Origin of the sequence: Hahnella aquatica (SeqCode), assembly GCF_965194505.1 — a bacterium.
In the GTDB taxonomy this organism is placed as follows: Bacteria; Pseudomonadota; Gammaproteobacteria; order Burkholderiales; family Burkholderiaceae_A; genus Hahnella; species Hahnella aquatica.
In genome coordinates, this window is sequence record NZ_OZ239144.1 from 1,494,054 (window position 1) to 1,515,829 (window position 21,776).

Here is a 21,776-nt window from a genome sequence, read left to right on the forward strand (position 1 = left end):
TTGGGCGGCAGCGCAGCGCTGAAGAATCTATTTTACGATGGGCCTTATGGCCACCTATGCAATCGGTGACGTCCAAGGCTGTGGAAGCAGCCTTGAGGCCCTGGTTCACCAACTCCCCTTCCGCCCCAGGCGCGATCGACTCTGGTTTGTTGGAGACCTGGTCAACCGTGGCCCGAGGTCTGCCGATGTCCTTCGCATGGTTCGCGCAGCCGGCCCGCGTGCCACCAGCGTGCTCGGCAACCACGACCTGCACCTTCTGGCGGTCTCGTGCGGTGCTCGCAAGGCGTCATCCTCCGACACCGTCTGGGATGTCCTCGAAGACCGCGAGTCGGATGACCTGCTCCACTGGCTGCGCCACCAGCCCCTGGCCCATGTCGAGGGCCAATGGCTCATGGTGCATGCCGGCGTGCGGCCCGAATGGAGTGCTGCAGACACCATGGCCTTGGCCCAGTCCGTGGAGGCCCGCCTCCAGAGCCAGCACTGGCAAGACTTCCTGCATGAGATGTTCAACGGCGCACCCGCCCATTGGCGCGACAGCCTGCGCGGCCATGCCCGACTTCGCGCCGTGCTTAACGTGCTGTGCCGCATCCGATTCCTCGACCGCCGCGGCCATCTCGACCTCAAGTGCAAGGTTTCACCGGGAGAGTCTCCCGCGGGTTTGCTGCCGTGGTTCGAAGCGCCGGGCCGGCGCACCGCGCGCCAGACCCTGGTGGTGGGGCACTGGTCGACCCTGGGCCTACAGATGCGCGCCAACCTGCTGGCGCTCGACTCGGGTTGCGTGTGGGGTGGTTATCTCACCGCGGTCCGGCTCGAAGACCGCGCACTCTTTCAGCAGGTGGCCATCGACTGAGCGATCACGGCCTCGGCCTGGGCCGCCAGCGTGCGGCGGTCCATTTCATCGGCGCCGGCAATCGGCGGGTGAACAATGGGTCGGGCCACCAGGCCCCGGGTGCGCATGATCTGCACCATGGAGCCCACCAGGGTCATCTCGCCAATGTAGGCGGCCCGCGTGGTGGGCCACTCCCCCTGCCAGTACTGCAGTGTCAGGGGCACCACGGCCAGGCCGGGTCGGTTGGCCACCACACCGAATAGGTTGGCATGAAAGGGCAGCAGGCCCAGGCCATCGCTGGTGGTGCCCTCCGGAAAGAACATCACCCGCTCGCCGGCATCAAATCGGGCATGCACGGCCTGCACGACCCCTCGAATGGCCTGTCGGCTGCCGCGCTCAATGTAGAGCGTGCGCGAGGCCGTGACGAGCGCGCCCACCACCGGCCACTTGGCAATGTCGGCCTTGGCAATGAAGGTCACAGGCTCCAAGGCATGGGCCACGTATATGTCGAGCCAGGAGACATGGTTGGCCACCAGCAGCGCGGGGTTGGGCAGCAAGGCCTTTGGCTGGGTGGGGCCCTTCAAGGTGGGCTCCAGCCGCACGCCACACCAGAGCAGCACGCCACGGGCAAAGAGCCGAATCACGGCGCGCTGAGCCCCTGCGGGCAGGCGGTGGTGCACGACCAGTATCCAGGCCAGGCCACCCAAGACCCAGGTGCCCAGCAGCGGCAGCCGCCAGGCCACCCGCCCCCAGCCACCGCGCAATGGGGCCGCCAGGCCCTCAGCGGGCGGACTGCTCGAAGACACACCGGCCATCGACGAATGTCGCCATCACCCGTCCCTCGAGTTCACGGCCCAGGTATGGGGTGTTGCGGCCCTGCGAGAAGAGGGTGTCGTTGGTCACCACCCAGTGGGCTTGGGGGTGGAAGATGCAGAGGTCGGCCTGGCCACCCACGCGAATCTGGCCCGCATCGCGCGACAAAATGCCCGCGGGCTTGTGGGTGAGAAATCCAAGCGCCTCGGGCAGGCCCAGGCCCGACTCCTGCGCCCACTTGAGCGCCAAGGGCAGGAGCAGCTCCAGGCCAATCACACCCGCCTCGGCCTCGCCAAAGGGCAGTTGCTTGGCATCGTCATCCACGGGCGCATGGTCGGAGCAGATCACATCCACCGTGCCATCGAGCAGGCCTGCACGCAAGGCCTCTCGGTCTCGCTGGCTGCGGAAAGGTGGGTCCACGCGAAGGCTGGTGTCGTAGTCGCCAATGTCGATGTCGATCAGGTGCAGGTGGTGAACCGCCACATCGGCGGTGACGGGCAGGCCCTCGGCCTTGGCCTTGCGCACGAGTTCCACGCCCGCTGCCGAAGACAGCCGACAGACATGCAGCCGCACGCCGGTCATGCGCACCAGTTCAAAGAGGGTGAGCAGTCGGAGGGTTTCGCTGGCCACCGGAATGCCCGGCAGGCCCAGTCGACCAGCCATGGGACCGCTGTGGGCCACACCAGAGGCACCCAGCCAGGGGTCGCGGGCATAGGCCCAAATCACATAGTCGAAGGTCTTGGCGTACTGCATGCTGCGGAAAAGCACCTGGGTGTCTGCCAAGGGCCGCAGGGCCTGCGAGAAGCCCACGCAGCCGGCCTCGGTGAGCTCGGCCATTTCTGTGAGTTGTTCTCCAGCCAGGCGCAGGGTCAGGGCACCCAGCGGATGCACATGGGCCTGGGCCAGGTTGCGGGCGCGGTGCTTGAGCATCTCCACCAGGCCGGGCTCATCCAGCGGTGGGTCGGTGTCGGGCGGGCAGACAAGGCGTGTCACCCCACCGGCCACCGCCGCCTTCATTTCCGATTCGAGCGTGGCGCGGTATTCAAAGCCAGGCTCACGCAGCCGGGCCGAGAGGTCGATGAGCCCGGGGGCCACCACTGCGCCCTGGGCGTCGAGCACCCGGTCTGCGGTAAAGCCGGGCTGCGACTGGCCCGCCGGCAGAATGGCCTGAATGCTGCCATTGGCAATGAAGAGGTCCTCCAGGGCATCGCGGCCCGAGGCGGGGTCGATGACCCGAGCCCCCCGGATCACCAGGCGCGGGAAGTCGGGCTGTCGATGCGGAACCGAGATCGTCATGGCTGGGCCTTGTTGAGGATGCTCATCACGGCCATGCGAACCGCGATGCCGAATGTCACCTGAGAGAGGATCACAGACTGCGCACCGTCGGCCACGGCCGAGTCGATCTCCACACCACGATTCATGGGGCCCGGGTGCATCACGATGGCATTGGGTGCCGCGAGCCGAAGCTTCTCTTCGGTAAGGCCATAGTGCTTGAAGTATTCCTGTGGACTGGGCAGCAAAGCACCCCGCATGCGTTCGTTCTGAAGCCGCAGCATGATGACCACATCCACATCCCGCAGGCCCTCGGCCAGGCTGGTGTAGGCGCGCACACCCAGCTCCGAGAGGCCCGAGGGCAGCAGGGTGAGTGGCGCAATCACACGGATGTCGGGCACACCCAAGGTGGTGAGCGCATGGATGTCCGAGCGGGCTACGCGCGAGTGGAGCAGGTCGCCCACAATGGCCACCCGCAGGTGTTGGAAGTCGCCCTTGAAGTGCCGAATGGTGAACATGTCGAGCAGGGCCTGGGTGGGGTGTGCATGCCGGCCATCACCGGCATTCATGATGTGAATGTGCGGGGCGACCTGATTCACATGCCGGGCAATCAAGTACGGTGCACCGGACTGCCCATGCCGCACCACGAACATGTCGGCCCGCATGGCCGCCAGGTTGTCGATGGTGTCGAGCAGCGACTCGCCCTTGGCGGTGGACGAGGCATTCACATTGAGGTTCATGACATCGGCCGACAGCTTCTTGGCGGCGATCTCAAAGGTCGTGCGTGTGCGCGTGGAGTTCTCGAAGAAGATGTTGAAGATGCTCTTGCCTGCGAGCAAGTCAGTATTGCGAACCTGCATGCGCTCGAGGTCGAGGAAGTCGTTGGCATGGTCGAGGATGCCCAGGAGCACGGCCTTGGGCAGGCCCTCGGTCGAGAGCAGGTGGGTGAGTTCACCCCGGGCGTTAAGCTGAATCGACCTTGGCATCGAGCAGACCTTGCAAAAGAATGGCGGCCGCCTCTGCGTCGACCGCGTCGTCACCAGGCGCCAGTGCGGAAGTGTAGCGCTCATCCTCCAGGATGACCGGCAGCCCAAAGCGTCCATGCAGTTGGTTGGCAAACCGCCGACATCGGGCCGCAAAGGGGTGGTCTTCACCATCGGGGTAGACGGGCAGGCCCACCAAGAAGGCTGCAGGCTCCCACTCGCGAATCAACTGTGAAATGCGCGAGAAGCGATCCGTCACCGGACTGGCAGGAAGCACGCACAAGGGGCGGGCACCGCCGGTGAGGGTGTTGCCAATGGCCACCCCAATTCGCTTCTCGCCAAAATCGAAGGCCAGCCAGGTGCCGGCCGGGCGGCTAGGCGTGGCCAAAGGCCCCCGAGAGGTTGAGGGGGTCCACACCCAGCATGCGAAAGGCCGCGCCGAGTCGGTCTTCAGGCGGCATCTCGAAGAACAGCGCCGTGTCGTGCACCGGCACCGTGAGCCATGCGTTGGCCGAGAGCTCGGAATCGAGCTGGCCTGCGGACCAGCCGGAGTAGCCCAAGGCCACCAGAAAACGCTGCGGGCCCTTGCCCTTGGCACTGGCCTCGAGAATGTCGCGCGAGGAGGTGAGGCCCAGGCCCGGACTCACGGTGAGCGTGGAACTCCAGTGGCCCACGGGCTCGTGCAGCACAAAGCCGCGGTCGGTCTGCACCGGGCCGCCCACCAGCACCAACTGCTCACCCAGCGGGTGGTCTTGGGTTCGGAGATCGATTCGGTTGAAGAGGTTGCCCACGGACATGTCCGAAGGTCGATTGATCACGATGCCCATGGCACCCTTGGGGGTGTGGTCTGCCACAAACACCAACGAGCCGCCAAAGTGCGGATCGATGAGGGAGGGCATGGCAATGAGCAATTGACCCGCCACACTGGGGAAGTCTGCATCCGCGTCTGGAGACATGGCATCCTCTCCGGCCGCCTCGGCGGCATGATGATGGTGGTTGGTCCAGAGTTGACCCATGGCCTTGATTCTAACCGTTGACTGTCTTTGAAAGGAAACGTTTTGTCAGATTCCGGTTTGTCGACCCCTTCGTCATCCATGGTCACGCTGGTCTGGTGTCGGCGCGACCTTCGCCTCTCGGACCATGCCGCCCTGGCCCATGCACTCGAGCGGCCAGGCCTTTTGCTGCCCGTGTTTGTCTTCGACCCCACCATTCTGGCGCCGCTGCCGCGGCACGATCGCCGCGTGGCCTTCATCCATCAAAGCCTCTTGGAGATGCATAAAAGCCTTGCCGAATTGGGCGGCAGTCTCTGGGTTGTTCATGGTGAGCCCGAGGTGGAACTGGCGCGCCTGGCCAAGGCCGTTGGCGCCACGCACTTGGTGGCCGCCCGCGACCATGAACCGCAGGCCATCGCCCGCGATGCGCGCGTTGAAAAGACACTTCAGGCCATGGGGGTCAGCACCACCTGGGTGAAGGACCAGACCATCTTCGAGCGCCAAGAGGTGCTCACCCAGGCGGGCAAACCTTTCTCTGTCTTCACGCCCTACAAGAATGCCTGGCTCAAGGCATTCACCCCGGGCCATGCCGCTGCCCGCCCCACGGGGCCTCAGGCCCTGGCCGGCCGACTCTTGAAGACCGTAACACCTGCAATGCCGAGCCTGTCAGACATTGGCTTTGATGCCACCTCGGGCGATGACCTGCCCACGGCTGGCGGCGAGGCGGCCGCTCAGGCGTTGCTGGCAGATTTCCTGCCCCGCATGGCGCAGTACCAGGCGGCCCGAGACTTCCCCGGCGTGCGTGGGCCGTCTTATTTGTCGGTGCACCTGCGCTTTGGCACGGTGAGCATTCGGCAGTTGGTGCGCGAGGCCATGGCCCACATGGCCAGTGGCCCGAATGCCGACGGCGCCCGCACCTGGCTCTCGGAACTCATCTGGCGAGACTTCTACATGCAGATCCTGGCCAACTTCCCGCACGTGGTGCGCGGGAGTTTCAAGCCCGACTACGATGCCATTCAATGGCGCGAGCCCTCCTCGAATGACTGGTTCTTGGCCTGGTGCGAGGGCCGCACGGGCTACCCCCTGGTGGATGCCGGCATGCGGCAGTTGAACCAGACGGGCTACATGCACAACCGACTTCGAATGGTGGTGGCGAGCTTTCTCACCAAAGACCTCGGCATCCACTGGAAGCATGGCGAGACCTATTTCGCGGAGAAACTCAACGATTTCGATCTCTCCGCGAACAACGGCGGATGGCAGTGGGCGGCCTCCACCGGCTGCGATGCCCAGCCCTATTTTCGAATTTTCAATCCCGTGAGCCAGAGCGAACGGTTCGACCCCAAGGGGGCTTTCATTCGTCGCTATGTGCCCGAAATCGCTCACCTGTCGGACAAGCAGATTCATGCGCCTTGGCTGGCGGCGGGCTTTTCAGCGCAGGGCTATCCCCCGCCCATCGTGGACCATGATGCAGCCCGTCGCGAGACCCTCACGCGGTTTGCTGCGATCAAACCTCCACCATCTCAAAGTCAGACTTCTGCGCCCCACACTCCGGACATGTCCACGTGATGGGAATGTCTTCCCACTTGGTGCCAGGGGCAATGCCCTCATCGGGAAGGCCGGCGGCTTCGTCGTAGATCCAGCCGCAAATCAAACACATGTAAGTTTTCATAGGAAGGTGTCGGTCTAGAATGGCCGTATCTTAAACCAGCGCATCCAGAGACCCGTGAACCAGCCCAGCATTGCCCAGAGCCAGTCCCTCTTTGCCCAAGCACAACGCACCATCCCCGGCGGCGTGAATTCTCCAGTGCGGGCCTTTCGTTCGGTGGGCGGCACGCCGCGCTTTTTCACACGGGCCCAAGGGCCCTACCTGTGGGATGCCGATGGCAACCGCTATGTGGACACCATCTGTTCCTGGGGCCCCGCCATCGTGGGCCATGCACACCCAGAGGTGATTGCGGCCGTGCAGAAGGCAGCCGAGGGTGGCCTCTCATTCGGTGCGCCCACCCGCGGCGAGGTGGAGCTCGCCGAATGGGTGCGAGACCACTTGCCCTCGATGGAAATGATGCGCCTGACCTCCAGCGGTACCGAGGCCACGATGTCGGCCATCCGCGTGGCACGCGGCTACACCGGCCGCAACAAGATTGTGAAGTTCGAGGGCTGCTACCACGGGCATGTGGACAGCCTTCTGGTGAAAGCGGGTTCGGGACTGCTCACCTTTGGCAACCCGACCTCGGCCGGCGTGCCCGAGTCGTTTGCCAACGAGACCATCGTGCTCGACTACAACGATGTCGAGGGTGTGAAGGCCTGCTTTGCCAGCCATGGTGCGCAGATTGCCGCCGTGATTGTCGAGCCGATTGCCGGCAACATGAACCTGGTGCGGCCTGTCCCTGGCTTTCTCCAAGCCCTTCGCAGCCTGTGCAGCCAGCACGGCAGCGTGCTCATTTTCGATGAGGTCATGACCGGCTTTCGCGTGGGGGCCCAGGGCGTGCAAGGCCTCACCGGCATCAGCCCAGACCTCACCACCCTGGGCAAGGTCATTGGCGGAGGCATGCCCATGGGCGCCTTCGGCGGCCGAAAAGACATCATGCAGTGCGTGGCGCCATTGGGGCCGGTCTACCAGGCGGGCACGCTCTCGGGCAACCCGGTGGCCGTGGCCGCAGGCCTGGCCACACTGCGCATTGTGTCGTCGCCCGGCTTTTTTGAATCCCTCACCCAGACCACGGCCGATCTCATGCAGGGTCTGGTGCGCACGGCGCGCGAGGCCGGTGTGGAGGCCTTCTGCGCCGACAGCGTGGGCGGCATGTTCGGCATCTACTTCAGCAAAGCACTGCCGAAAAGCATGGCCGATGTCTCGGCCTGCGACATTCCGGCCTTCAACCAGTTCTTCCACGCCATGCTCGACCGCGGCGTGTACCTGGCCCCCTCGGCCTACGAGGCCGGCTTTCTGTCGATCCAACACGCGGGCGAACCTGCGGCGGCCATTCTGGCGGCCGCACGCGAAGCATTCGCCGACACGCAGCACCCCGCCAGATGACTCGGGGCGTCGTGGCCCATGACCGATCCCACTGCATGCATCCCTGGCCCAGCCGGTCTTGCTGCTGAACCACGACCGATCGAAGGCCATCCCACAGGAGCAGGCCGGTTTGCACCATCGCCCACCGGGCCGCTTCACCTGGGCTCGCTCGTCACCGCGCTGGCCAGTTGGCTCGATGCCAAGGCCCATGGCCTTCAGTGGTGGGTGCGCATGGAAGACCTCGACCCGCCGCGTGAACAGGCCGGTGCCGCAGCCCTCATCCTGCAGCAGCTGCGCGACCACGGCCTGCGCTGGGATGCCTGGCCCATGGCGCAGGGCGGCCGTCGCGATGGTGTGCTGTATCAATCCGACCGCCAGGCCGCCTATGCCAGTGCCCTCGCACAACTGCAGGCATCCGGCCAGGCCTTTGCCTGTAGTTGCAGCCGCCGCCAATTGGAGCAGGCGCTGGCCGATGGCCTGACCACTCGACTGGCCGATGGCGAGATTCGGTACACGGGCCACTGCCGCCTGCAGCCACCGCGGGCCGAGACACTGGGCCAAGGCCGCGCCATGGCCTGGCGTGCCATGGGCCTGGATGGCGATGACATCGTGCTCAAACGGGCCGATGGCCTCTGGGCCTATCACCTGGCCGTGGTGGTGGACGATGCCCTCCAAGACGTGCGCCGCATCGTGCGCGGCAGCGACCTTGCATCTGCACAGCCCCGGCAGGCCCGGCTTCGAGAACAACTCGGCCTGCCCGAGGTGCTGACGCTGCACGTGCCGGTGGTGGTGCATGCCGATGGCCAGAAACTCTCCAAGCAGACCTTGGCGCCCGCACTCAAGGGTGGGGATGCCGTGCAGGCACAGTTGAAGGCCGCGCGGCAACACCTGGAGGCGCACATGCCGGCCAACTGGCTCGAGCAGGTGGCGCACTGGATGCCCACCTAAGCGAAGAGGTGGTCGCGAGCGGCTGTGTTGTCCAACGGAGGCGCCAGCAAGAACGCCTCCTTCGATGGCGTCTCTTACGTGGTTTTTTCGGGCTTGCGCGTGCCGCCGAGCAGGGCGGGCACCTCTGCAGGCTTGCGGGAGATGCCAAGAATGCCCAGGCCACGCGCGGCCGGCTTGGCCGGTGGTGCCGGCGGTGCGTTGGGGTCTACGGGTTTTTCAACGTAGGGCTGCGAGAAGAGTGGGTCTGAGGGTGCCTTTGGCGGCGCGGGGCGAACCGGCACATAACGTGCCTCGCTGCGTGCCTCGGAGCGTCCTTCGCCACGGCCCTCGCCGCGACCTCCGCCATGGTCTCGGCCATACCCACGGCTGCTGCTGTCACGAGCACCCTCGCGGCCACTTCGCCCGGCGCTGCTCTCGTGGGAGACCGGTGCCGTGAGCACCAAATTGCCACGAACAAAGGACTTGCCCACCAAGGCCTCGATGTCGGCCACCGAACGCTCGTCGTCGGCCGTCATCAGCGAGATGGCCTGACCCGAGGCACCCGCCCGGCCGGTTCGGCCAATGCGGTGCACGTAGTCTTCGGCTGCGCGGGGCACATCGAAATTGATGACCGCCGGCAGTTCCGCGATGTCCAGGCCGCGGGCGGCCACATCGGTGGCCACCAGCACCTCGATCTCGCCTCGCTTGAAGCGCTCAAGCGTGGCCAGTCGATCGCCCTGGCTCTTGTCGCCATGGATGGCGTCGGCGGCAATGCCCTCACGAATGAGCTCTCGGGCCAGCCGGCCGGCACCAATCTTGGTGTTGGTAAAGACAATCACCTGCTTCAAGGCCCGGTCTTTCACCAGTTGCACCACGGCAGCCCGCTTGGCCTCGATGCGGTCGAGCTTGAAGACCTCTTGGGTGACGTTCTCGGCCGTGGCATTGCGACGGGCCACTTCGATGGAGACGGGGTTGTCCTTGAGGAAGGTCTTGCCGAGCTTGCGAATCTCGGGCGAGAAGGTGGCCGAGAACAAGAGGCTCTGACGGTTCGTGGGCAGCAGGTTCACGATGCGCTGCAGGTCGGGCAGAAAGCCCATGTCGAGCATGCGGTCGGCCTCATCGAGCACCAAGATGGAGACCTGTGAGAGGTTCACACTCTTTTGCTGAACATGGTCGAGCAGACGGCCCGGTGTGGCAATGAGCAGCTCCACGCCCGCGCGCAGTTGGGCGGTTTGCGGGTTCATGTCCACACCGCCAAAGACCACGGCCGAACGCAGTGGGGTGTGGGTGGCGTACTGGTGCACGTTTTGATAGATCTGATCGGCCAGCTCGCGGGTGGGCGCGAGCATGAGCGCCCGCACGGGGTGACGGGCCGGCGACACACTGGTGCTGGCGTGCGGCATGAGCCGGTGCAGGATGGGCAGCGTGAAGGCGGCGGTCTTGCCGGTTCCAGTCTGGGCGGCGCCCATCACATCGTGGCCTGCCATCACCTGGGGGATGGCTTGTTCTTGGATCGGCGTTGGAATTTCGTAGCCGGCATCGACCACGGCCCGAAGAATGTCTGGGTGGAGACCCAGTTCTTTAAATGACATCCCGCTATTATCGCTCACAAACGACTTCCACACCGTGCCCCTTCATCCCACGCTGCGTGCCAGCTTCCCCCTGCTGTTTGTTCTGATCTGGAGCAGCGGCTTCATCATTGCCCGCTACGGCATGCCGCATGCCGAGCCCATGACGTTTCTGCTCATGCGGTTCGTGCTCGTGCTCATGCTGCTACTGCCCATGGCCTGGCTGGCACAGGCGCCCTGGCCGCCCCGGCCCCTGGCCTGGAAGATCGCACTGGCCGGGCTCTTGCTGCAGGCGGGCTACCTCGGTGGCGTCTGGGCCGCCGTTCGCGAGGGCATGACCGCCGGGCTCGTGGCCCTCATTATGGGCCTGCAACCCATTCTCACCGCGGTGTTCTTGAGCCTGCTCAAGGAGCGCATTCGGCCGGTGCAATGGCTGGGCCTGGCCCTGGGGCTTGCGGGCGTGAGCCTCGTGGTCTGGGCCAAGCTGAGCCTGGTGGGCCTCTCGGAGCTGAGCCTGTGGCTGGCCGCCCTGGCCCTGGCCTCGATCACCATTGGCACGCTGTATCAAAAGCGGGCCTGCCCCGACTTCGACCTGCGCACCGGTGCGGCCATCCAGTTCATGGCCTCGGCCCTGGCCTGCCTGCCCTTTGTCTGGCTGCTCGAAACCCGCGAGGTCACCTGGCATCCGGAGTTGATCTTCGCGCTCGCCTGGTCGGTGCTCGCCATTTCCGTGGGCGCCATCTTCCTGCTCTTTATTCTGATTCGTGAGGGTGCGGCCACCCAGGTGACCAGCCTGCTCTACCTGACACCGCCCACCACCGCGGCCATGGCCTGGCTGCTCTTTGATGAGCCCTTCACCCTCACCACCCTGGCGGGAACCCTGGCCACCATGGCCGGGGTCTGGCTCGTGAGCCGATCGGCACGACCCGCCTAAATCGGCAGGATCTTTAGAACCGAATCCAGACCACGATGGCCACCAGGGCCACCGTGGCCCAGCCGATGCGGTCCACATACTTTTCCAGCAGATTCTCCATGCGCGCGCCACCCCAGCGCATGAGGAGCGCCACCAGATAGAAACGCCCGCCACGGCCTGCGAGCGAGGCCAGAATGAAGGGCAGCAGAGGCATGCCCGCAACGCCTGCGGCAATGGTGAAGACCTTGTAGGGTATGGGCGAGAAGCCCGCAATCAGCACGGCCCAGAAGCCCCAGTGCTCAAACCAAGTTTGCGCAGTGACAAAGGGTTCCCAATAACGGCTCTGCTCGAGCCAAGGCGCAATGGCATCGAAGGCCAAGGCCCCAATCCAATAGCCAAAGAGGCCGCCGAGCACCGAGGTCACGGTGGTCACCGTGGCAAACCACAGGGCCCGCCTGGGCTGGGCCAGGCTCATGGGTGCAAGCATCACATCCGGGGGGATGGGGAAGAAGGACGATTCCGCAAAGCTCAGGCCGCCCAAGATCCAGACCGCACGGGGGTGTCGAGACCAGGCCATCACCCGCCGGTAGAGGTTGGAGAAGACAGACTTCATGAGCGGCCATCATACAATCGCGGCATGACCGCCTTTGACTTCGAGTCGCCGCGCGCCGCCTTCCGACGGGGCATGCGAGACGCATTGGGGGCACCGGCGGCGGTGCTCTTTGCCGGCATGCTCGGCTTTGGCGCCCTGGGCCACAGCATGGGCCTGTCCTTCTGGACCACCACGGGGTCCAGCCTGCTCATGTACGCCCTGCCCGGCCAGGTGGTCTTTGTGGAGATGATGGCCACTGGCGCCTCGGCCTTTGTGGTGGCGCTCGCAGCCATGCTCACCGCGGCCCGCTTCTTTCCCATGACCCTCACAGTCATGCCGCAGATTCCTGCGGAGCAGCGCAATGGCTGGCTCTACGCCTGGGTGCACACCCTCTCCATGACAAGTTGGGCCATTGCCATGCGCGACTTCCCCCAGATGGATCCGGGCCACCGCCGCGCCTACTTCTGCGGGCTCGGCCTGGTCTGTTGGGGCGTGTCTGCGCCCGGCACGGCGCTCGGCTACCTGCTGGCCGGCCAGGTGCCACTGCCCCTCACACTGGCCCTGGTCTTTCTCAACCCCCTCTTCTTTCTGCTCACCTTTGCAGAGGTCAAGCCCCTGGCCAACCGCCTGGCCATTGTCTTGGGTGGCGTGCTGGGCCCACTGACCTACCTGGTCTCGCCCGACCACAGCCTGCTCATCACCGGCCTCATCGGCGGCAGCCTGGCCTATGCCATGGTGCGCTGGCAAGAAGCCCGCAGGCCCGCATGACCGAACTGCTCGCGCTCACCGGGGCCGTGCTCGGCACCTACCTTTGGCGAGCCCTTGGCGTCTCGTTCTCCGGGCGCATCAACACCACAAGCGAAGTCTTTCGCTGGGTGGCCTGCATCACCTACGCCATGGTGGCGGGCCTCACCCTGCGCATTCTGCTGCTGCCCGTCGGGCCGCTCGCGCAGCTCTCCATGGAGGCGCGGCTCTTGGCAGCTGGCCTGGCTTTTGCGGTCATGGTCTGGCCCAACACACGCTGGGGTGGGCTTGTGCCCGGCCTGCTCACGGGCAGCCTGGTGATCCTCGTGGCCAGTCTGGTCTAAAGTCTCGAGATGACCGCCGCCCTCGCCCCCTTTGCCGCTGCCCTGCTGCTGGCCTATTTGTTGGAGCCCATCGCACGGGGCCTGACCAAACGGGGCATGCCCCGTGCGCTCTCGAGCATTGTGGCCATTCTGGTGGGCCTGGTGATGGTGGTGGCCCTGGTCTCGATCGGTGTGCCCGTGGTGAGCCATGAGATCGGCAAACTGCAGGCCCGGCTGCCCGACCTCATTGCCACGCTCTATGCGCAGGTGCACCCGTGGTTGGCCCAGACCGGCCTGCCCATCGAAGACACCGAGGCCCTGCGGGCCAAACTCATGGCCTGGCTGGGCGACAACAAGGAGCAGGTCTCCACCACCCTCTTCTCCACCCTGCAGACGGGGCTCGGCGCACTGGTGGCCATTCTCGGCTGGCTCATCCTGGTGCCGGTGGTGCTTTTTTTCCTGCTCAAGGACTGGGCACTCATTCTGGGCAAGAGCCTTTGGGCCATTCCGCAGGCCCACCGTCCGCTGGCCCGTGCGCTCGGACAAGACATTCATGACACCCTGCAGGGCTATCTGCAGGGCCAGGTGCGCGTCATGGCGGCCATGGGCATCTACTACGCCGCAGCCCTCTTCCTGGCAGGCTTCTCGGGATGGCTCTCAATTGGCCTGCTCTCGGGCCTCTTCGTCTTCGTGCCCTACGTGGGCTTTGCGGTGTCGGTGCTCTTGGCCTTGGTCTCGGGTCTGCTTGAATTGGGCTGGGCCCACACCCTCATTGCGGTGGCCATCGTTTATGGCGGCGGCCAGTTCCTCGAGAGCTTCGTGCTCACGCCCAAGCTCGTGGGCGACCGCATCGGCCTGCACCCGCTGGGGGTGATCCTGGCCTTGGTGGTGTTTGGCAGCCTCTTTGGGTTTCTTGGCGTGCTGCTGGCCCTGCCATTGGCGGCCATTCTGGTGGCCGTGGTTCGGCAGTTCAGTCGTCGAGCGGGTCGCTCTTGAGCGGAGCCCGGGTGCTTGCAGGCAACTGCACCACCGTTCGATGCGGGTAGGGAATGTCGATGCCATGGGCATCAAAGGCCATCTTCAGTCTCCGCAGGTATTCCCGTCGAACGTTGGCCTGTTCCAGGGCCACCACCTTGAGCCTTGCCCGAATCATCACCGAGGATTCGGCCCACTGGTCCACCCCGGCGATCTCCAGGGCATCGAGGATTCGGCCTGAGTAGGCTGAATCAGCGCGAAGATCTTCCGCCGTGCGCTTCATGACCTGGAAGACGGCCTCCAACTCTGCTTCATAGCCCACTCCTACATCCACCACCGCGAAGGCGAAGTCGCGGCTCATGTTGCTCACCGAACTGATGATGCCGTTGGGGACAAAGTGCACCGCACCGCTGTAGTCGCGTAGCCGAACGTAGCGCAGGGTGAGTTCCTCCACTGCCCCCGTCTTGTCGGCAATCTCCACAATGTCGCCCACACGAATCTGGTTTTCCACCAGCATCACAAAGCCCGTGAAGTAATCCTTCACCAGGCTCTGGGCGCCAAAACCGATGGCCAGGCCGGCCACGCCCGCCGTGGCCAGAATGGGTGCAATCGAGATGCCCAATTCCGAGAGCACCAGCATGATGGTGACCACCCAAATGACCACCGAGGCCACATAGCCAAACACCCGCTCCAGCGTGGCGATGCGGCGCTGCTCCTCGGCCGAGGAGGTCTTGTCTTTGAGCCGCTGATGAAAGGCGCGCACCAGGCGGTGTGTGACGCGCAGGCTGACCCAGGCCAGCAACAAAATCAGGATGAGATTGGTCAGAGACAAGGCTGCTTCCAACCAGGCGGGCCACTGGTTGTAGCCCCATTCACGCAGAAGGGATTCAAGAGTGCTCTTTAACATGCCTGCCTTTCGTTCTCATTCATACTCTATTGGACCATCTCCATGACCATGCCCCATTCATTTCTTCGCGTCTGTGTGTTCTGTGGCTCTCGTGCCGGCATCGATGCACACTGGGCCGAGTCAGCTTCGCAGATTGGCCAGGCCATTGGGCAGCTCGGCTGGTCTCTGGTCTTTGGTGCGGGTCGCACCGGCCTGATGGGCGCGGTGGCAAGCGCCGCATTAAAGAGCGGCGCATCTGTCACGGGTGTCATTCCTCGATACCTCACGCAGACCGAGCCCCCGCTGGAGGGCCTCACCGAGCTCCTCATTGTAGAGACCATGATCGAGCGCAAGATTGAGATGGTGGCGCGCTCGGATGTCTTTCTGGTCTTGCCTGGCGGCATCGGCACCTTTGAAGAACTCTTCGAGGTCTGGACGGCCACCCAGACCAATGCCCACCAGAAGCCCATCGTCATCGCCAACCTGGCGGGCTACTTCAACGACCTCATGGACTTTGTCGAGAGCGCCCGCGAGAAAGGTTTTATCTACCCGGGTCACCTGGAGCGGGTGGTGGTGGCCGATGATGTTCCTGCGGTGATGCAGGCGCTGACGGCGTGCTCAACACCAGGGCACTTGCCGCAATCACCAGCAGCAGGCCCAACCCCATCCCAAGGGTGAGTGGCTCACCCAAGAACACAAACAAGGTTCATGCCCAGTGGACGGCCTAGGGCCTTAAGGATTGGGTGTGGTGGAAGGGGGGGCGCTGGGGGCCGCAGCAGGCGGCCGGGGTGCCAAAGGCACGCTGGGGGTGCTGCCTTGGCTGCGCGCATCAATCAGTTGGCTGCGGCCAAACCGACCGAGATCGCGCTCGGCATCGTTGCGGCCCAGGCGCACAGGACGGCCCGAGATCTTGACCTCGGCCTGCTCGGGTCGGGCCAGGACAATGTAGATCGGCATCTGCTCAAAGACCACTCGGTCTCCCGGGGCCACCGCGAACTCTCGAACCGATTCATCGGCCTGACGCACCCAAATCCAACTGCGCCCCGTGGGCACGATCTCCATGGCCGGCACGCCCGATGCAACGTTGGTCGCAGCAGTCGCGGCGGGAGCGGCGGATGAAGGCGCCGGGGGGGCGGGAGTTGGGGGCACAGCAGTTGCAGCCGGGGTTTGCGTGGGGGTGACCGCCGGTTTTGCTGCGGCGGCGGGCCCATTCGGTGTTGCGGTAGATGCGGGTGTTGCGGTAGATGCGGGTGTTGCGGGTGCTGCAGCCGCGGCAGGGGGGGAAGCAGGGGTTGCCGTGGATTGCGCGGTGGGCGAAGCTGCCGGCGCCGCACCGTCGGCCTTGGCCTCGGCCGGCGCCGGCGACCCGTGCTCGCTGCCTGCGGTGGATGCGGCGGGCTTGGACCCAGAGGACACGACCTTGCGATCGTCTCCCTGATCGGTGAAGAGCCATGCCGCCAACAAGGCCACACTGAGGAGCGCGACCAGGCCAACCCAGCCAAAGCCCGGGTTGCGCTTTCCCGGCGCAAGCCGAGACGATGGCGCGGAGGCAAGAATTCGACCAGGATCACGCTCCTGCGTTGCCAAGGCAGCCACCCTTGCAGGTGGGCTGTCCTCTGAAACACTCGCCCTCGACGCCTGGTCTGGCGCCACAGAGGTGTTCGCACTCGAAGGCGCCGGCTCGGCAGGGCTCACCGACCCCGCAGCATCGGCTCCGCGGCCCTCGGCATCAGCCCCACCAGCGACCAGGTCTTCATCTTCCATGATCGGGTCTGCTGGCGTGAAGGCCGCCACCATCTCGTCGATGGTCTCGCTTGCAAAGGCAAGGGCCTCTGCATAACGGCGAAACAACCGCTCGTAATAAAAGGGTGCATAAAAGGCATCGAGGTTCGCGCGTTCCACCGCATCCAACTGGGCCCGCGAGGTGCTCAGGGGCTGGATGAAATCGTGAAGGGTCAGGCCCAATGCAAGCCTGGCATCTTGAAGACGCTGGGCCTGAATTCGCACCAGGCTCTCATCGAATTGACGATTGGGAACGCTCATAGCCGACAGGTTATCGCACCTAAAAGAAAGCCCGCACAAGGCGGGCCTTCAAAGCAGCTCAGATCAGGGTAATTACTTAACGATGAGGTCTGCGCGGCGATTCTCTGCAAACGCGGCCTCTGTCTTGGCCTTGTTGCGGGGCTTTTCTTCGCCGTTGCTGATCGCCTCAATGCGGGCGGGGTTGGCACCAATGGCCTGCAGGCCGATGCTCACCGCCTCTGCACGCTTTTGCCCCAGGGCCAGGTTGTACTCCACCGTGCCACGCTCGTCGGCATTGCCTTCAATGACGATGCGGGCCTTGTCATCGAGGGCCAGGTAATTTCCAAAGGCCGAAACCGTGTTGTGGAACTGGGGCTTGATGTTGAACTTGTCGTAATCGAAGTAGACCGCGGGCTCCACGGCGCCCAGGCGGCCTTTGGCCAGCCAGAGGTCAGTCGTTTTCTGGGGTACGGGCTTGCTTGCAGCAGACGAGACAGGTGCAGCATCCTTGGTTTGGGGCTGGCTGGCACAACCGGCCAACAGTGCAATCGCTGCAGCGGCGACAACAACTTTCATTCTTTTCTCCTCGGTGTTCGTGGGTGAATGTCTTTCAACTTTCAGGAATATACCCGAGGAGGGCAAAAAATGGCTACGTCCGGGACGTGCGCAGATGAAATTGGCTCAGGCCAGCCGCATCGAGTCGGCCCTGCTCCCGCTTCTGCGCAGCCTCATCGGCCCGCGCCTTGGCCCGCTCACAGAGCGACTCCATCTTCTTGGCCTCGAGCTGGGCTGCGCGCAGTTCCTCACGCACCTTGCGCTCCCAGGCCATGGTCTGGTCATGCTCCAAGGCGAGGCGCGCCTCGACCTCCAACAGGTTCTGAATGAAGCGCCGAATGGACTGACTCTTCACCATTCCCGGATCCTCATCCACCGACTGCAGTTGATGCCGGTAATCGGCCATGAGGGCTGCGACCTTTTGAGCCTTGTCTTGAAGCTTGGCATGGGCCTGCTGAACCTCCACGAGCCCGCGCTGCGCGGCCACCACCTTTTGGTCGGCCAGCTTGGCCAAGAGGCCCAGGCTCTCCTCGCGCCGTTTCGTCACAGCCGCATGCCCGCAGCCCGTTGGCCAGTGGCCGCCGAGCGCTGCTGCTGGGGCGCCTCGGGCACGGCCCGGGCCGCCAGGTTCAGCAGGGTTTCACGGGTGACCTCGTAGTTCACGGGTGATTCAATGTCTTGTCGAAGGAATCCCTCGATCTCTGCACGCATTCGAATGGCCACATCCAAATCGGGGTTGGCCCCGGGCTGATAGGCTCCCACCTGAATGAGGTCTTGGTTCTGTTGGTAGATCGACCAGAGCCGTCGAATCCGATTGGCCGCCTTCTGAACCTCGGGCTCCACAAGGCCCTGCATAACCCGGGAGATCGAGCCATTCAAATCAATGGCCGGGTAATGGGCTGCATCGGCCAGCTCGCGCGAGAGCATCACCTGGCCATCGAGCGAGGCCCGCGCAATGTCCACGATGGGGTCGTTGGCATCATCGCCCTCGGCCAAGACCGTGTAGACGGCCGTGATGGCACCGTGGCCATGTCGGCCCACGCCTGCGCGCTCGATCAGGTTCGGAATCAGGGTAAAGACCGAGGGCGGGTAACCCTTGGCCGTGGGCGGCTCCCCCACGGCAAGACCAATCTCGCGCTGGGCATGGGCCACTCGGGTCAGGCTGTCGACCAGCAGCAGCACGTTCTTGCCCTGGTCGCGGAAATATTCTGCAATAAGGTGGGTGTACTGCACGGCCTTGAGCCGAAGAATGGCGGAGACATTGGCCGGTGCGGCCACCACCACCGAGCGGGCCAGGCCCTCGGGGCCCAGGGATTCCTGAATGAAGGACTGCACCTCACGGCCACGCTCACCAATGAGGCCAATCACCACCAGGTCGGCCTTGGTGTAGCGGGTGAGCATGCCCAAAAGGCTGCTCTTGCCCACGCCAGAGCCCGCAACGAGTCCAATGCGTTGGCCCTTGCCCATGGTGAGCATGCCGTTGATGGCCTTCACACCCACATCAAGTACTTCTTGAATGGGCCCACGCTCCATGGCATTCAAGGGCAGGCCATCGAGGCCGAGCACCGTCTTGCAGTCGGGCGCTGGGCGGCCGTCGAGGGGTTCCCCACGGGGGCCCACCACGCGGCCCAGCAATTCGGGGCCGAGCTGGGCATGGGCCGTGGGTTCTAAGACCCGAACGCGAGATCCGGGGCCAATGCCCTTGGTCTCGCCAAAGGGCATGAGGTAGACCGTTTGTTCCTGAAAGCCCACCACCTCGGCCTCCACGCGCTGGCCATCGTCGCCCACCACTTCGCAGACGGCCCCCAATGGGGCATGCACGCCGCGGGCTTCCAAAGTGAGGCCGACCACACGCACCAGGCTGCCCTCTCGCATGGGAGCGGGCGCACGGGTTCGAGCAATGGCCGCATCGGCCACCGCATCAAAGTGCAGGGGGCTGAGTACTTTCATCGTCGACCAATGCCATGGCCTCTTTCACGATGGCCACATTGCGAAGAAAGGAATCTGGCAGGTCATCATCGGGTGTGGCGGCCGCCGACATCAGCGCATCCCAGAGGGCCTGACGGCGGTGCTCGATGAGGTCTTCAATCATGGCCCCATTCATCGACACCTTCACGCTGCCTGCAGACAGGCTCGGGTCCGGGCGAAGGTCCATGTTCTTGGGCGCCATGGCCCCATAGGCCAGGTGCCGCTCATGGTCCGCGGGGTTCATGCGCACCACAATGGGCGCGCTGGTCTCTTGCTGGAATTCGGAGAGGCATCGCTCGACGAGCCGGGTCACGGCCTGGCCCGACAAACTGAGCTCGCCGCGCACCAGTTGTTCGGCCAGGTGCATCGAGAGCTTGAGCATTGGCTGGTAAAAGGTTTCGGTGTCGCGCGCCGCCTGGGCCAGTTGGTTGGCCAGCGCCTTCAAGTCATCGGCCGCGAGCAAGACCTCGGCCTCGAGTTCGTCCTTGGTCTGGCGCTGACCCTCTTCCAGGCCACGCAAATAGGCAGCATCTTCGGCCTCGGGGCTGGCCGCTGCAGCCCCCTCACCCAGCTCGGCCTTGGCCGCGGCATAGCCGGCCTCGAAGGCCTGTTTCACGAGCTCTTCGGTGGAGGCATCGAGGGTGGTGGTGCCTGCAACATCATCCTGCTCGGCAGCGCCCGCGGATTCGGAACTGGCCAACGCTTCCACTGAATCTGGATTGTCATCCGTGCCTTCTGAGGCATGTTCTGTTGGCGCATCCGTACCTGCAACGTCTGCGAGTGCTGGGTCTGTTGCTGCAACATCGCCGAATGCTGAATCGGCTTGCACTGCACCAACCTCCGCTGCTGCCTGTGCTTCTGCCAGCGCCTCTGCATCAGCGCCACTGGCCAGTGCATTGTTGTCTGAATGGGCATCCGCGCTGGGTTCTGTGCTGGGCTCTATGCCAGCATCGGCGGCTACTCGCGCGGCCGCATCGCCTTCTTCAACCGCTGCGCCCGCTGCGGCCAGGCCATCGGACGCCACACCATCCTGGGCCCCGATGCCGTCTTGTTCTTGTGACTGCTGTGAGGCTTGTTCGTCTTGTGCCGAGGCCTGCCCCTCTGGGCCGTCACGCTCGAGAAGGTCCACATCTGAATCGGCACCGTCATCGCCCTGCGGAATGCCGCGGGCGAACCGATGTCGTCGGATGGGCTCATCGGCATCAAACTGTGGCGAGAAGGCCGGGCCATGGCGTGTGGGGGAGAACAGCGGGCTGTCCTCCGGTCGCACCATCACCTTGACGCGGGCCTGCTCGGCCGGCGTTGCAAAATCAAACAAAATCATCGCCACGGCCTGCAAGCATCAGCTCGCCCTTGTCGGAGAGCTTCTTGGCAATCCGCATCATGGCCTTCTGTGCGTCTTCCACGTCGGTGATGCGCAGCGGGCCCTTGGCCTCCATCTCGTCGATGAACATGGCCCGTGCTCGGGTGGACATGTTTCCGAAGAACTTCTCCTTCACAGGCTCGGTCGCCCCCTTCAAGGCCACCATGAGCATGTCCTGCTCGACGTTGCGCATGAGGGTCTGGATGCTGCGGTTGTCCACGCTCACCAGGTTCTCGAAGGAGAACATGTTGTCCTGCACCTTCATGGCAATGTCGGGGTCGAGCTCGTTCAGTCCGCCCAGAATTGCAGATTCCAGGTCGCTCTTGGTGAAGTTCATGATCTTGGCCGCCGCCTTCACGCCACCAAAGCTCGACGACTTCGCCGACGAACTCTTGGAGAACTGCTCCTTCATGATGGCCTCGAGCTCCTGCATGGCCGAGGGCTGCACCGTCTCCAAGGCCGCAACCCGCTGAATCACTTCCGAGCGAATCTCGGGCTGCAAGAAGGTGAGCACGTCGGCGGCCACGTCGTAGTCACAGACCGACAAAATGATGGCAATGACCTGCGGATGCTCCAGGCGGATCATGTCCGCGATCGAGCGCGCATCCATCCAGCGCAGAATCTCCAGGCCCTTGCTCGAGGCCCCCGGCATGATTCGGCTCAGGACCGAGGCGGCCTTGTCCTCACCCAGGGCACGCTTGAGCACATTCTCAACGTAATCGGAGCTGCCCAGCCCAAGTGTGGTCTGCTTCTTGATGGTGGAGATGAAGTCATCGAGCACGGCGCTCACGGCCTCTTGGGAGAGTTCGGCCACCGATGTCATGGCTGCACCCAAGGCCTGCACCTCTTTGGGGTTCAGGAACTTGATGATGTCTGCGGCCTGCTGCTCACCCAAGAGCAGCATCAGCACGGCCGCCCGCTGGGTGGTGGTGAGGGCATCCATCTCCTCACGCACGGAATCCGGCAGGACCTCCGGACCGGCAGGCACCACCGCCGTGCCGGCGGCTTTCTCGTCTTTTTTCTCGTCAGGCATGGTCG

The 21,776-nt window shown here is 64.3% G+C and carries 24 protein-coding genes; 9 read left to right on the top strand and 15 right to left on the bottom strand.

The features are described 5' to 3' along the window. Positions 1-46: 46 nt before the first annotated feature. Positions 47-850, top strand: coding sequence for a symmetrical bis(5'-nucleosyl)-tetraphosphatase (locus AC8GDA_RS07720; protein ID WP_506555953.1), 804 nt, complete (start codon positions 47-49; stop codon positions 848-850). Here the strand turns inward: AC8GDA_RS07720 and AC8GDA_RS07725 are convergent. The 5 genes from AC8GDA_RS07725 to AC8GDA_RS07745 are packed head-to-tail and all read right to left on the bottom strand — an operon-like array spanning position 829 to position 4,853. Next, positions 829-1,644 carry a lysophospholipid acyltransferase family protein gene (locus AC8GDA_RS07725; RefSeq protein ID WP_506555954.1) on the bottom strand — a complete coding sequence of 272 codons (816 nt, stop codon included), beginning with the start codon at positions 1,642-1,644 and terminating at the stop codon, positions 829-831. The genes AC8GDA_RS07720 and AC8GDA_RS07725 overlap by 22 nt on opposite strands. Then, positions 1,610-2,938 (bottom strand): dihydroorotase, encoded by a 1,329-nt coding sequence (locus AC8GDA_RS07730; RefSeq protein WP_506555955.1) that lies wholly within the window; start codon positions 2,936-2,938, stop codon positions 1,610-1,612. Before AC8GDA_RS07730 ends, AC8GDA_RS07725 begins: the two co-directional genes overlap by 35 nt. Further along, positions 2,935-3,900: an aspartate carbamoyltransferase catalytic subunit gene (locus AC8GDA_RS07735; RefSeq protein ID WP_506555956.1), complete on the bottom strand. Its 966-nt coding sequence runs from the start codon at positions 3,898-3,900 to the stop codon at positions 2,935-2,937. Before AC8GDA_RS07735 ends, AC8GDA_RS07730 begins: the two co-directional genes overlap by 4 nt. Further along, on the bottom strand, positions 3,878-4,285 hold the full coding sequence (gene ruvX / locus AC8GDA_RS07740; RefSeq protein WP_506555957.1) for a Holliday junction resolvase RuvX: 408 nt from the start codon (positions 4,283-4,285) through the stop codon (positions 3,878-3,880). Before ruvX ends, AC8GDA_RS07735 begins: the two co-directional genes overlap by 23 nt. Then, entirely contained in the window at positions 4,272-4,853 is a 582-nt protein-coding gene (locus AC8GDA_RS07745; RefSeq protein ID WP_506557221.1) for a YqgE/AlgH family protein, read from the bottom strand. The genes ruvX and AC8GDA_RS07745 overlap by 14 nt, the downstream gene beginning before the upstream one ends. A 138-nt stretch (positions 4,854-4,991) precedes the next feature. Here AC8GDA_RS07745 and AC8GDA_RS07750 point away from each other — a divergent pair, with 138 nt between their 5' ends. Then, positions 4,992-6,455, top strand: coding sequence for a cryptochrome/photolyase family protein (locus AC8GDA_RS07750; RefSeq protein ID WP_506557222.1), 1,464 nt, complete (start codon positions 4,992-4,994; stop codon positions 6,453-6,455). Here AC8GDA_RS07750 and AC8GDA_RS07755 read toward each other — a convergent pair. Continuing rightward, positions 6,394-6,558 (bottom strand): rubredoxin, encoded by a 165-nt coding sequence (locus AC8GDA_RS07755; protein ID WP_506555958.1) that lies wholly within the window; start codon positions 6,556-6,558, stop codon positions 6,394-6,396. The genes AC8GDA_RS07750 and AC8GDA_RS07755 overlap by 62 nt on opposite strands. A gap of 69 nt (positions 6,559-6,627) precedes the next feature. On the opposite strand from AC8GDA_RS07755, the gene hemL reads away from it, so the two are divergent. Both hemL and gluQRS read left to right on the top strand, forming a co-directional pair. Continuing rightward, positions 6,628-7,923, top strand: a complete 1,296-nt coding sequence (gene hemL, locus AC8GDA_RS07760) for a glutamate-1-semialdehyde 2,1-aminomutase (RefSeq protein ID WP_506557223.1) — start codon at positions 6,628-6,630, stop codon at positions 7,921-7,923. 18 nt (positions 7,924-7,941) lie between these two features. Continuing rightward, positions 7,942-8,850 carry a tRNA glutamyl-Q(34) synthetase GluQRS gene (gene gluQRS, locus AC8GDA_RS07765; protein ID WP_506555959.1) on the top strand — a complete coding sequence of 303 codons (909 nt, stop codon included), beginning with the start codon at positions 7,942-7,944 and terminating at the stop codon, positions 8,848-8,850. A gap of 74 nt (positions 8,851-8,924) precedes the next feature. Here the strand turns inward: gluQRS and AC8GDA_RS07770 are convergent, their stop codons facing one another. Next, the gene (locus AC8GDA_RS07770; protein ID WP_506555960.1) at positions 8,925-10,421 is read right to left on the bottom strand and encodes a DEAD/DEAH box helicase; all 1,497 of its coding nucleotides are present in this window, start codon (positions 10,419-10,421) and stop codon (positions 8,925-8,927) included. Positions 10,422-10,455: 34 nt separating this feature from the next. On the opposite strand from AC8GDA_RS07770, the gene AC8GDA_RS07775 reads away from it, so the two are divergent. Next, positions 10,456-11,331, top strand: a complete 876-nt coding sequence (locus AC8GDA_RS07775; RefSeq protein ID WP_506555961.1) for a DMT family transporter — start codon at positions 10,456-10,458, stop codon at positions 11,329-11,331. Positions 11,332-11,344: 13 nt separating this feature from the next. Here the strand turns inward: AC8GDA_RS07775 and AC8GDA_RS07780 are convergent, their stop codons facing one another. After that, positions 11,345-11,923 (bottom strand): YqaA family protein, encoded by a 579-nt coding sequence (locus AC8GDA_RS07780; protein ID WP_506555962.1) that lies wholly within the window; start codon positions 11,921-11,923, stop codon positions 11,345-11,347. Positions 11,924-11,947: 24 nt separating this feature from the next. Between AC8GDA_RS07780 and AC8GDA_RS07785 the strand changes: the two genes are divergently transcribed. Genes AC8GDA_RS07785 through AC8GDA_RS07795 form a run of 3 tightly spaced genes read left to right on the top strand, consistent with a single transcriptional unit; the run spans position 11,948 to position 13,965 of the window. Beyond that, on the top strand, positions 11,948-12,670 hold the full coding sequence (locus AC8GDA_RS07785) for an AzlC family ABC transporter permease (RefSeq protein ID WP_506555963.1): 723 nt from the start codon (positions 11,948-11,950) through the stop codon (positions 12,668-12,670). Then, positions 12,667-12,990, top strand: coding sequence for an AzlD domain-containing protein (locus tag AC8GDA_RS07790; RefSeq protein WP_506555964.1), 324 nt, complete (start codon positions 12,667-12,669; stop codon positions 12,988-12,990). The genes AC8GDA_RS07785 and AC8GDA_RS07790 overlap by 4 nt, the downstream gene beginning before the upstream one ends. Positions 12,991-12,999: 9 nt before the next feature. Further along, positions 13,000-13,965: an AI-2E family transporter gene (locus tag AC8GDA_RS07795; protein WP_506555965.1), complete on the top strand. Its 966-nt coding sequence runs from the start codon at positions 13,000-13,002 to the stop codon at positions 13,963-13,965. On the opposite strand, the gene AC8GDA_RS07800 is transcribed toward AC8GDA_RS07795, so the two are convergent. Then, entirely contained in the window at positions 13,940-14,851 is a 912-nt protein-coding gene (locus AC8GDA_RS07800; protein WP_506555966.1) for a mechanosensitive ion channel family protein, read from the bottom strand. The two genes, AC8GDA_RS07795 and AC8GDA_RS07800, sit on opposite strands and share 26 nt — an antisense overlap. Before the next feature lie 42 nt (positions 14,852-14,893). Here AC8GDA_RS07800 and AC8GDA_RS07805 point away from each other — a divergent pair, with 42 nt between their 5' ends. After that, positions 14,894-15,508 (top strand): LOG family protein, encoded by a 615-nt coding sequence (locus tag AC8GDA_RS07805; RefSeq protein ID WP_506555967.1) that lies wholly within the window; start codon positions 14,894-14,896, stop codon positions 15,506-15,508. Positions 15,509-15,562: 54 nt separating this feature from the next. Here the strand turns inward: AC8GDA_RS07805 and AC8GDA_RS07810 are convergent, their stop codons facing one another. The 6 genes from AC8GDA_RS07810 to fliG form a co-directional block, all read right to left on the bottom strand. After that, positions 15,563-16,873 carry a helix-turn-helix domain-containing protein gene (locus tag AC8GDA_RS07810; protein ID WP_506555968.1) on the bottom strand — a complete coding sequence of 437 codons (1,311 nt, stop codon included), beginning with the start codon at positions 16,871-16,873 and terminating at the stop codon, positions 15,563-15,565. 72 nt (positions 16,874-16,945) lie between these two features. Beyond that, a complete protein-coding gene (locus AC8GDA_RS07815) occupies positions 16,946-17,428 on the bottom strand; it encodes an OmpA family protein (protein ID WP_506555969.1) in 483 nt (160 codons plus the stop codon). A 73-nt stretch (positions 17,429-17,501) separates the two neighbouring features. Continuing rightward, a complete protein-coding gene (locus AC8GDA_RS07820; RefSeq protein WP_506555970.1) occupies positions 17,502-17,954 on the bottom strand; it encodes a flagellar FliJ family protein in 453 nt (150 codons plus the stop codon). Next, positions 17,951-19,357: a FliI/YscN family ATPase gene (locus AC8GDA_RS07825; RefSeq protein ID WP_506555971.1), complete on the bottom strand. Its 1,407-nt coding sequence runs from the start codon at positions 19,355-19,357 to the stop codon at positions 17,951-17,953. The genes AC8GDA_RS07820 and AC8GDA_RS07825 overlap by 4 nt, the downstream gene beginning before the upstream one ends. Further along, a complete protein-coding gene (locus AC8GDA_RS07830) occupies positions 19,329-20,699 on the bottom strand; it encodes a FliH/SctL family protein (protein WP_506555972.1) in 1,371 nt (456 codons plus the stop codon). Before AC8GDA_RS07830 ends, AC8GDA_RS07825 begins: the two co-directional genes overlap by 29 nt. Beyond that, positions 20,686-21,771, bottom strand: coding sequence for a flagellar motor switch protein FliG (fliG, locus tag AC8GDA_RS07835; RefSeq protein ID WP_506555973.1), 1,086 nt, complete (start codon positions 21,769-21,771; stop codon positions 20,686-20,688). Before fliG ends, AC8GDA_RS07830 begins: the two co-directional genes overlap by 14 nt. Positions 21,772-21,776 lie beyond the last annotated feature (5 nt).